The sequence below is a fragment of the Streptomyces caniscabiei genome (assembly GCF_014930365.1).
GTDB lineage: Bacteria > Actinomycetota > Actinomycetes > Streptomycetales > Streptomycetaceae > Streptomyces > Streptomyces caniscabiei.
In genome coordinates, this window is record NZ_JABXWI010000018.1 from 148386 (window position 1) to 158548 (window position 10163).

General features: G+C 70.2%; 9 protein-coding genes. 5 read left to right on the forward strand and 4 right to left on the reverse strand.

Features of this window, described 5'->3' with window-relative positions:
• Positions 1 to 235 precede the first annotated feature (235 nt).
• The 4 genes from HW837_RS38625 to HW837_RS38640 all read left to right on the forward strand — a co-directional run bounded on the left by HW837_RS38625 (position 236) and on the right by HW837_RS38640 (position 5060).
• Positions 236 to 1558, forward strand: coding sequence for an ABC transporter substrate-binding protein (locus HW837_RS38625; RefSeq protein ID WP_193381044.1), 1323 nt, complete (start codon positions 236 to 238; stop codon positions 1556 to 1558).
• Positions 1555 to 2583 (forward strand): carbohydrate ABC transporter permease, encoded by a 1029-nt coding sequence (locus HW837_RS38630; RefSeq protein ID WP_045557722.1) that lies wholly within the window; start codon positions 1555 to 1557, stop codon positions 2581 to 2583. Before HW837_RS38625 ends, HW837_RS38630 begins: the two co-directional genes overlap by 4 nt.
• A complete protein-coding gene (locus HW837_RS38635) occupies positions 2580 to 3488 on the forward strand; it encodes a carbohydrate ABC transporter permease (RefSeq protein ID WP_079158260.1) in 909 nt (302 codons plus the stop codon). Before HW837_RS38630 ends, HW837_RS38635 begins: the two co-directional genes overlap by 4 nt.
• A 129-nt stretch (positions 3489 to 3617) precedes the next feature.
• Positions 3618 to 5060: a GH1 family beta-glucosidase gene (locus HW837_RS38640; protein ID WP_093791016.1), complete on the forward strand. Its 1443-nt coding sequence runs from the start codon at positions 3618 to 3620 to the stop codon at positions 5058 to 5060.
• 110 nt (positions 5061 to 5170) lie between these two features.
• Here HW837_RS38640 and HW837_RS38645 read toward each other — a convergent pair whose 3' ends face one another.
• Positions 5171 to 5656 (reverse strand): GNAT family N-acetyltransferase, encoded by a 486-nt coding sequence (locus HW837_RS38645; protein ID WP_193381043.1) that lies wholly within the window; start codon positions 5654 to 5656, stop codon positions 5171 to 5173.
• Between the two features lie 124 nt (positions 5657 to 5780).
• Here HW837_RS38645 and HW837_RS38650 point away from each other — a divergent pair, with 124 nt between their 5' ends.
• The gene (locus HW837_RS38650) at positions 5781 to 6260 is read left to right on the forward strand and encodes an NUDIX domain-containing protein (RefSeq protein ID WP_193381042.1); all 480 of its coding nucleotides are present in this window, start codon (positions 5781 to 5783) and stop codon (positions 6258 to 6260) included.
• A gap of 78 nt (positions 6261 to 6338) precedes the next feature.
• Here the strand turns inward: HW837_RS38650 and HW837_RS38655 are convergent, their stop codons facing one another.
• From HW837_RS38655 to HW837_RS38665, 3 genes are all read right to left on the reverse strand, one after another.
• Complete coding sequence (locus HW837_RS38655; RefSeq protein WP_193381041.1) at positions 6339 to 8357, reverse strand: beta-galactosidase; 2019 nt, start codon at positions 8355 to 8357, stop codon at positions 6339 to 6341.
• A complete protein-coding gene (locus HW837_RS38660; protein WP_045557727.1) occupies positions 8354 to 9676 on the reverse strand; it encodes a glycoside hydrolase family 36 protein in 1323 nt (440 codons plus the stop codon). The genes HW837_RS38655 and HW837_RS38660 overlap by 4 nt, the downstream gene beginning before the upstream one ends.
• Before the next feature lie 27 nt (positions 9677 to 9703).
• A partial coding sequence (locus HW837_RS38665) for a carbohydrate ABC transporter permease (protein ID WP_193382434.1) occupies positions 9704 to 10163 on the reverse strand: 460 nt, incomplete at its 5' end.

Genomic DNA, 10163 nt, shown 5'->3' on the forward strand with positions numbered 1-10163 from the left:
CATCGACCCCGGGATTAGTTAACAGCCCGATAACCGAAGACATCTCTCCGCGCTCGCTCCCTTGACACCCCCGCACGAACCGACGACTCTTCAACACATCACTCGTGGGAGCGCTCCCACAGTACCTGGCACTTACACAACCCGCACGTTCCCCACCCGAGCCGCAGCATCAACACACGGGCCCAGCAACGCCATTGGCCGGGGGGTCGGCACGTCAGGGCATCAGGAGGACGCAATGCGAGCACGTACCCGAACCGCCCGCAAGACGGTGGTCCTGGCAGCCGTCGCCGCCCTGGGCGCGGGGCTGCTGGCCGGCTGTGCCGAGGACTCGGACGGCGGCTCGTCGAACAAGGGCGACGGCAACACCGAGGGCAAGACCACGCTGACGGTCGGCACCTTCGGAGTCTTCGGCTACAAGCAGGCCGGCCTGTACGACGAGTACATGAAGCAGAACCCGGACATCGTCATCAAGGAGAACGTCACCACCAAGACCTCGGTCTACTGGCCCAAGACGCTCACCCGGCTGCAGGCCGGCTCCGGCACCGACGACATCCAGGCGATCGAGATCGGCAACGTCACCGAGGCCGTGCAGACGCAGGGCGACAAGTTCGTCGACCTGGGCAAGGAGGTCGACAAGTCGCAGTGGCTGGACTGGAAGAACCAGCAGGCCACGACCAAGGACGGCAAGCTCATCGGGCTCGGCACCGACATCGGTCCGATGGCGATCTGCTACCGCAAGGACCTGTTCGAGAAGGCCGGCCTCGAGACCGACCGCACCAAGCTCGCCGAGCAGTGGAAGGGCGACTGGAGCAAGTACGTCGACCTCGGCAAGGAGTACATGAAGAAGGCGCCGAAGGGCACCAAGTACGTGGACTCGGCGTCCTCCGTCTACAACGCCGCCCTCGGTGGCGCGACCGAGCGCTACTACGACAAGGACGGCAACGCCATCTGGGAGAAGTCCACGGGTGTGAAGGACTCCTGGGACGCGGCCATGTCCGTGGCGACCAGCGACATGTCGGCGAAGCTGAAGCAGTTCGAGGCGCCCTGGGACCAGGGGTACGCCAAGGGCAGCTTCGCCACGGTGGCCTGCCCGGCGTGGATGATCGGCTACATCCAGGAGAAGTCCGGTGACGCCGGCAAGGGCAAGTGGGACGTGGCGGCGGCGCCGACCGCGGCCAACTGGGGCGGCGCGTTCATCGGTGTGCCTACGGCGAGCAAGCACCAGAAGGAGGCCATCGCGCTGGCGAAGTGGCTGACCGCTCCCGAGCAGCAGGCCAAGGTCTTCGCCAAGCAGGCCAGCTTCCCGTCGACCCCGTCGGCGTACCCGACCCTCAAGCCGAGCCCCGACACCACCTCGTACTTCTCCGACGCGCCGCTGACGCAGATCTTCTCCGACTCGGCGAAGACGATCCCGGTGCAGCACTTCGGCACCAAGGACCAGCCGATCGGCACCGCGATCGCCGACATCGGCATCGTGCAGGTCGAGCAGAAGGGCAAGAGCCCTGAGGAGGGCTGGGAGGCCGCCAGCAAGGAGATCAAGGACGTGCTCGGCCAGTGACCAGCTCCAAAGAGGCACTCGCGCATTCCGCGGCGAGCGCCGAGACCGCGCCCGGCGATGAGCCGGGCGCGGTCCGGGGCGCTCAGGGTCGCGGTACGCCGCCGGCCGGCACCGACTCGTGGCGCAGCCGGCTGTACCGCTGGGACATGAAGGCGTCCCCGTACGTCTTCATCTCCCCCTTCTTCCTGATCTTCGGGGCGTTCTCGCTCGTCCCGCTGCTGTACACGGGCTGGTACTCGCTGCACAACGTGCAGCTGTCCGACCTGGACAACCAGACCTGGGTGGGCCTGGACAACTACCAGAACCTGCTGTCCTCGGACTTCTTCTGGAACTCCCTCTGGGTCACCTTCTCCATCGGCGTGATCGCGACCGTGCCGCAGCTGCTGGTGGCGATCGGCATCGCGCACCTGCTCAACTACCGGCTGCGCGGCTCGACGGTGTGGCGGGTCATCATGCTCACCCCGTACGCCACGTCGGTGGCGGCCGCGACGCTGGTGTTCGTGCTGCTGTTCTCCTGGGACGGCGGCATGGTGAACTGGCTGCTGGACTTCATCGGGATCGACCCCGTCAACTGGCGTGAGTCCAACTGGGGTTCGAAGTTCGCGGTCTCCACGATCGTGATCTGGCGGTGGACGGGCTACAACGCGCTGATCTACCTCGCGGCGATGCAGGCGATCCCCGGCGATCTGTACGAGTCGGCGTCCCTCGACGGCGCGAACCGCTGGCAGCAGTTCATCCATGTGACGATCCCGCAGCTGCGGCCGACGATCCTGTTCACGGCGGTCGTCTCCACGATCGGCGCGACCCAACTGTTCGGTGAGCCCCTGCTGTTCGGCGGGGCCGACGGCTCCAAGGGCGGCTCCGAGCACCAGTACCAGACGCTCGGCCTGTACATGTACGACCAGGGCTTCATGATCGGCAACCTCGGCAAGGCGTCCGCCATCGCCTGGACGATGTTCCTGATCCTGCTGATCGTGGCCGCGATCAACCTGCTGCTCACCCGACGGCTGAGGAAGACCCCATGACCACGAGCGAACTGACCCGCCCCCGGGAGCCGCAGCGGGCGCCGGAGCCGAAGGCCCCCCGCCGCCGCCGGGTGATGGGCGCGGGCAAGCAGATGCACGCGGGGCCGCTCACCTATGTCGTCCTGACCGTCTTCGCCGTGGGCTCTCTGGCGCCCCTGCTGTGGACGGCGATCGCGGCCTCGCGCACCAGCCAGCGGCTCGCCGAGGCGCCGCCGCCGCTGTGGTTCGGCGGCAACCTGTTCAAGAACCTGGAGACCGCCTGGGAGCAGGCCGGGCTCGGCACCGCGATGCTCAACACGACGCTCGTGGCCGGGACGATCACCATCGGTACGGTGCTGTTCTCCACGCTCGCCGGGTTCGCCTTCGCCAAGCTGCGGTTCCGGTTCTCCAGCGTTCTGCTGCTGCTGACCATCGGCACGATGATGATCCCGCCGCAGCTGGCCGTCGTCCCGCTGTATCTGTGGATGAGCGACCTGAACTGGTCCAACCAGCTGCAGACGGTCATCCTGCCCACGCTGGTCAGTGCGTTCGGCACGTTCTTCATGCGGCAGTACCTGATCCAGGCGCTGCCCTCCGAGCTGATCGAGGCGGCCCGCGTCGACGGCGCGAGCAGTCTGCGGATCGTGTGGCACGTCGTCTTCCCGGCGGCGCGGCCGGCGATGGCGGTGCTCGGGCTGCTGACCTTCGTGATGGCCTGGAACGACTTCCTGTGGCCCATCCTCGCGCTGAACCAGCAGAACCCGACGGTCCAGGTGGCCCTCAACGCCCTCGGCACCGGCTACATCCCCGACCAGTCGGTGATCATGGCGGGTGCGCTGCTCGGCACGCTGCCGCTGCTGATCGCCTTCCTCCTGTTCGGCAAGCAGATCGTCGGCGGCATCATGCAGGGCGCGATCAAGGGGTGACCCGGCCCGCCGCCGGGCACGCACCGCAGAACCCCCTCGGGGGCTGGGCCATCGCCGCCCCGGCCCCCCGTACGTCCGTCCCCCCACCCACCACTGTCGGTCTGTGACGACCACTATGGGAGCGCTTCCATGCCTGAACCCGTGAACCCGGTCACCCCGGTGACGTTTCCTTCCGCCTTCCTCTGGGGCGCGGCCACCTCCGCCTACCAGATCGAGGGAGCGGTGCGGGAGGACGGCCGTACGCCCTCCATCTGGGACACCTTCAGCCACACCCCCGGCAAGACCGCCGGTGGCGAGACCGGTGACATCGCTGTCGACCACTACCACCGCTACCGCGACGACGTGGCGATGATGGCCGACCTCGGCCTCAACTCGTACCGCTTCTCCATCTCCTGGTCGCGGGTGCAGCCGACCGGCCGGGGCCCCGCCGTCCAGAAGGGCCTGGACTTCTACCGCCGGCTGGTCGACGAGCTGCTGGACAAGGGCATCAAGCCAGCCGTCACCCTCTACCACTGGGACCTCCCGCAGGAGTTGGAGGACGCGGGCGGCTGGCCCGAGCGGGACATCGTGCACCGCTTCGCCGAGTACGCGCGGATCGTGGGCGAGGCGCTGGGCGACCGGGTCGAGCAGTGGATCACCCTCAACGAGCCGTGGTGCACCGCGTTCCTCGGCTACGGCTCCGGGGTGCACGCGCCGGGCCGTACGGACCCGGTGGCGTCCCTGCGCGCGGCCCACCATCTGAACGTGGCGCACGGGCTGGGCGTCGCGGCGCTCCGCTCGGTGATGCCCGCCCGCAACGCGATCGCGGTGAGCCTGAACTCCTCGGTGGTGCGGCCGATCACGAACTCCCCCGAGGACGTGGCGGCGGCGAAGAAGATCGACGACCTGGCCAACGGTGTCTTCCACGGCCCGATGCTGCACGGCGCCTACCCGGAGAGCCTGTTCGCGGCCACCTCGTCGCTGACGGACTGGTCGTTCGTGCAGGACGGTGACGTGACGACGGCCAACCAGCCGCTGGACGCGCTGGGGCTGAACTACTACACCCCGACGCTGGTGGGCGCGGCGGACGCCGACATGAAGGGCCCCCGGGCCGACGGCCACGGGGCGAGCAACCACTCGCCGTGGCCGGGCGCGGACGACGTCCTGTTCCACCAGACGCCGGGCGAGCGCACGGAGATGGGCTGGACCATCGACCCGACGGGCCTGCACGAGCTGATCATGCGGTACGCGCGGGAGACTCCGGGGCTGCCGATGTACGTGACGGAGAACGGCGCCGCGTACGACGACAAGATGGACTCCGACGGCCGCGTCCACGACCCCGAGCGCATCGCCTACCTCCACGGCCACCTGCGCGCGGTCCGCCGCGCGATCGCCGAGGGGGCGGACGTCCGCGGCTACTACCTCTGGTCGCTCATGGACAACTTCGAGTGGGCGTACGGGTACGGGAAGCGGTTCGGTGCCGTGTACGTCGACTACGCGACCCTCACCCGTACGCCGAAGTCGAGCGCGTACTGGTACAGCCAGGCGGCCAAGACGGGTGCCCTGCCGCCGCTGGTGACGACCTCGGCGTAGCGGCCACAGGACCGGGGGCAGGGGAAGCCCCCCGGGGGAACGGGGGAACGGGGAGCGGGGGACCGGGGCGCGGCGCGCATAGGGGAGCGCCGCGCCTCGGACGTCGGCGGTCAGAGCCGGCGGTAGTAGTGCACCGTGGGGAACAGGGCGCAGCCGAGGCTCTCGTAGAGGGCGCGGGCGGGGGCATGGAAGGCGTCGCCGCCGGTGCCGATCTCGACGAGCTTCGTGCCGCGTCCGCGCAGGTCGGCGAAGGCGTGCTCGCACAGGGCGGTGGCCGTGCCCCCGCCGCGGTGCCGCTCGTCCACGGCGAGCAGGGTGATCTCGCCGTGGTGCCGGGCGAGGTCGGCCTGCCAGGCGACGTACCCGGCGATCACGCCGTCGGCGGACTCGGCCACCGCGACGTACTTGTGCTCGGCCGGGTCGTGCAGGGTGGGGACAAGGGCACGGTAGTCGTCACGCCAGTCGGCGTGCAGCGTGGTGAGGACGAGCCCGTCGAGGACCGTGCCGACGGAGTCCTCGAAGAACGGGCGGAACGTGCCGATGGTGAGTTCGGTCAGTCGTGCCAGGTCGTCCCCGGCGTATGCGCGAATGAGCATGGAGTGGACCTCTCGGAACCTGAGGGAGGAAAGGGACACCTCTGGCCCGCCGATCACACGAGACGTGTCGGGGGGCCGACCTCAGTGGCGGGTACGCCAGGACGCGAAGCACTCCATACGCGTCATGCTAGGGCCTGCCGAACAGGAAAGGGGCGTGCCCGTGACGCTGTTGGTCGCCGCCGTCATCGTCCACGACCGGGCCGCGGGCCGGGTCCTCCTCCTTCAGCGGGGTGAGCACGCCAGGTTCGCCCGGGGGAGGTGGGATCTGCCCGTCGGGAAGAGCGAGCCCGGAGAACCCGTCACCGGGACCGCCGTGCGGGAGCTGTACGAGGAGACCGGGCTGACCGTGAAGCCGGAGGCGCTGGAGGTCGTGCACCTCATCCACGCGGCCCGCGGCGTCGAGGCCCCGGACGGCTATCTCACCGTCGTGTTCGTCGCCCACGAGTGGACGGGCGAGCCCGAGAACCGGGAACCGCACAAGCACTCGCAGGTCCGCTGGTTCGCCACCGACTCCCTCCCCGAGGACTTCGTGGAGGGCAACGCCGGCGCGTTGCGCGGCTACCTCGCCGACGGCCCCCGGATGTCCCTGTACGGCTGGGCGTGACGTGGCGCATGGGCACCTTCTGCACGCCACAGGGCCGCGCCCCCGGAGGAGCCGCGGCCCTGTGGTGTCGTGAGCGGGTCAGCGGGGTTCGCGGACGACCACCACGTCACCGGCCGGGACCAGCACGGTCGCCGGGGCGTCGGCCGTGGTGACGGACTTGCCCGTCAGCAGGTCGACGGAACCGGCGGCGACCTCGACCTCGGCGTCGGCGTCGCCGTGGTTGATCAGGAAGAGGTAGTCCGCCTCCGGGCCCCGGCGCAGGGCCGCCTCCACACCCTCGGGGGTCGGGCGCACCGACGTCACCCCCGCCTCCTCGCGGATACGGTCCAGGAGGGAGGCGAGGGTCGTCGGGTCCGGGCGGGTGGCGACGTACCAGGCCGTGCCCGAGCCGTGGGTGTGCCGGGTGACCGCCGGGATTCCGGTCAGGGGGCCGGAGGTGTACGACGTCACCGCCTCCGCGCCCGCCAGGGCGACCCGCTCCGACCACAGGGACGCCGTGCCGCCGTCACTGAGGCCCACCGACTCACCCGGCAGGAGGGGGAAGAGTTCGTCCGTGCGGACGCCCAGCGCCTCGCGGAACGCGCCCGGGTAGCCGCCGAGCCGGATGTGGCAGTTCTCGTCCACCGCGCCGCTGTGGAAGCCGACGGCGAGGGAGCCGCCGGTCTGCGCGTAGCCGGTGAGGTTCGCCGCGCCCTCGTCGTCCACCAGGTAGAGGCTGGGGGCCAGCACCAGCTTGTAGGCGGAGAGGTCGGCGTCGGGGCGGACGAAGTCCACCGCCACACCGGCCCGCCACAGCGGCTCGTACCAGGCGCGGATCAGGTCCTGGTAGCGGACCTCTTCGCTGGGCTGGGAGGGGAGTTCCAGCGCCCACCAGGCGTTCCAGTCCCAGACGATCGCGACCTCGGCCACGCCCCCGCTGCCCCGGACCTCCGCCAACGACCGCAGATCCGCGCCCAGTCGGACCACGTCGCGCCAGATCTGGCTGTCGGTGCCGGCGTGCGGGAGCATCGCGGAGTGCCACTGCTCGGCGCCCGCCTTGGCGGCGCGCCACTGGAAGTAGGCGATGCCGTCGGCGCCGCGGGCCACGTGGGCGAGGGCGTTGCGGCGCATCTCGCCGGCGGTCTTGGCGCGGTTGACGGGCTGCCAGTTGACCGCGCCGGTGGAGTGTTCCATCAGCAGCCACGGGCTGCCGCCGGCCAGGGAGCGCACCAGGTCGCCGCTGAGGGCGATGTCGATCTGCGACTCGGGGTCCGCCGACTGGAGGTAGTGGTCGTTGGAGACGATGTCCAGCTCCGGCGCCCAGCGCCAGTAGTCCAGCCTGTCGAAGTTGAACATCACCATGAAGTTGGTGGTGGCGGGGGTGGTGGGGGCCGCCTCCAGCAGCACCTCCCGCTCCGCCTTGCACAGCGACAGCAGCGCGTCGGAGCAGAAGCGGCGCCAGTCCAGCTGGTGTGTCGGGTTCGGCACCGCGCCCGTCGCACGCGGCGGGATGATCTCGTCCCAGTCGTAGTACCACTGGCTCCAGAACGTCGTGCCCCAGGCGTCGTTGAGCGCCGCCAGGTCGTCGTCGTACTTCTCCCGCAGCCAGACGCGGAACGCCGCCGCGCTGGTGTCGCAGTGGCACTCGCCGTTGTGGCAGCCGTACTCGTTGTGGACGTGCCACATCACGACGGCCGGGTGGTCGGCGTACCGCTCGCCCAGCACCCGGGCGATCCGCAGGGCGGCCTCGCGGTAGGCGGGGCTGGAGGGGCAGAAGGTCTGGCGGCTGCCGTACGAGAGGGTGCGGCCGTCCTTGTCGACCGGCAGGGCGTCCGGGTGCTGGACGAAGAACCAGGCCGGCGGGGCCGCCGTCGGGGTCGCCAGGTCGGCGGCGATGCCGTTCTCGTGGAGCAGCGCGAGGATCTTGTCGAGGCGGGTGAAGTCGTACTCGCCCTCGCGCGGCTCGAGGAGCGCCCAGGAGAAGATGTTGACGCTGACCATGTTCACGCCCGCCTCCCGCATGAGGCGTACGTCCTCGGCCCAGACCTCCTCGGGCCACTGCTCGGGGTTGTAGTCGCCGCCGTAGGCGAGGCCGGGGACGTTCAGTTCGCGCTTCATTCGGAGGCCTCCGGGCCCTTCGTCAGCAGTCGGCGGGTCGTTTCCACGCCCCAGGGGTCCAGGGAGAGCAGGCGGTCGCTGGAGGCCATCAGGCCTCCGGTGGCCTCGACGTGCGCCGCCCAGCGCTCGCGCGTCTCCACGGCGGGGCGAGCCATCAGGCAGTCGGGGTCGTTCACCCAGAGGCGGCCGTGCTGCCACTGGCGGCCGACGCCGGTGAACTCGGCGGGGTCCTGGCCGGGCTGGCTGTGGTCGTCGGCCTCGGGGCGGCGGTGCGGAGCCGTGTCGGGGCTGACCCGCATCGCGTCGAACAGGCCGATGGACGGCAGGATCGGCGCGCCGCAGCCCAGGAGGTAGGCCTCGGGGCCGATGGCGGCGCGGATCAGTTCGATGCCCTGGCGGTACGCCGTGAGGGCGTCCACGGAGGCGTGGCGTACGCCGTCCAGCGCGCCCGCGTACAGGAAGTCGACCTTGAAGTAGTCGTAGCCCTCGGCGCGCAGGGTGGTGAAGACCTCGGTGAGGTACGCCGCGGCCTCGGGGTGGGTGGTGTCGAGGACGTACAGGTCGTGGCCCCAGTTGTGGCCGGCGTGCAGCTGCCGGCCCGCTGAGTCCCTGACCAGCCACTCCGAGTGCTCGGCGGCCAGGGTGCTCGACGGGTCGACGAGGAAGGGGGCCGTCCAGATGCCGGCGCGGCGGCCCCGGGCCCGGATGGTGTCGGCGATGCCCGCGCGGGAGCGGAAGCGGCCGGAGAGGGTGAGCCAGTCGCCGAGGGCCTTCTGGTAGCCGTCGTCGATCTGCACGACGTCGATGGGGAGGTCGAGGGTGTCCATCGCACGGATGTTCTCGTGGATGTCGTCCTCGGTGACGGAGGTGAAGTACTCGTACCAGGAGCACCAGACGGTGGGGGCCGGGCGGGGGGCCGCGAGGCCAAGGCTCGCCGCCCACTCGCCCAGCACCGCCTGGACGTCCGTGCCGGTCCACTCCTTCACCGGGCCGTCGGCGCTGACCTCGGCGATCCCGTCCCGTACCACGAGGCGGACGGACGGGACCTCGTGCACGGGGTCGGCGGCGGCCCACAGCCGGACCGGTGTGCCGTCGCCCGGGTCGAGGGCCAGCAGGCCCTCGCCCTGGAAGGTGCCGGCGGGCACGGTGACCCCTGGGCGGTAGCAGACCGTGGCCCAGTTGTCGCTGGTCGGACGGTACGGGGTCGCGTCGAGGGCGTAGGAGCCGCTGGGGCTCCAGGACTGCCAGCCCTCCTCATGGACCCGTGCCGTACTGGTGTCCACGGGCACGGAGGCCACGTGGGTGAAGGGGTGGTGCACGAAGGGTTCTCTCTCAGAAGTGGCCGGTCAGCCCTTGTTGGCGCCGAGGGTCAGGCCGCTGACGAACTGCCGCTGGAGTGCGAAGTACACGATCAGCGTGGGGATGGCGGTGAGCAGGGCGCCGGCGGCGACGAGGTTGGGGTCGGTGAAGTACTGGCCGGAGAGGTTGTTCAGCGCCGAGGTGATCGGCATGTTCTCGCCGGTGGAGATCAGCACCAGGGCCCAGAAGAAGTCGTTGTAGATCCAGATGGACAGCAACGTCGCCAGGGCGGCCATCGCGGGCTTGCACAGCGGCAGCACGATCTGCCAGTACAGGCGCCACACCGACGCACCGTCGACGAGGGCCGCCTCGGTCAGTTCGTGCGGCAGGGAGCGCATGTAGTTGCTGAGCACGAAGGCGCAGAAGCCGGACTGGAAGGCCACGTGGATGAGGACCAGGCCGAGCGCGGAGTCGTACAGCTTGCCGGACATGGTGATGCCGGGCAGG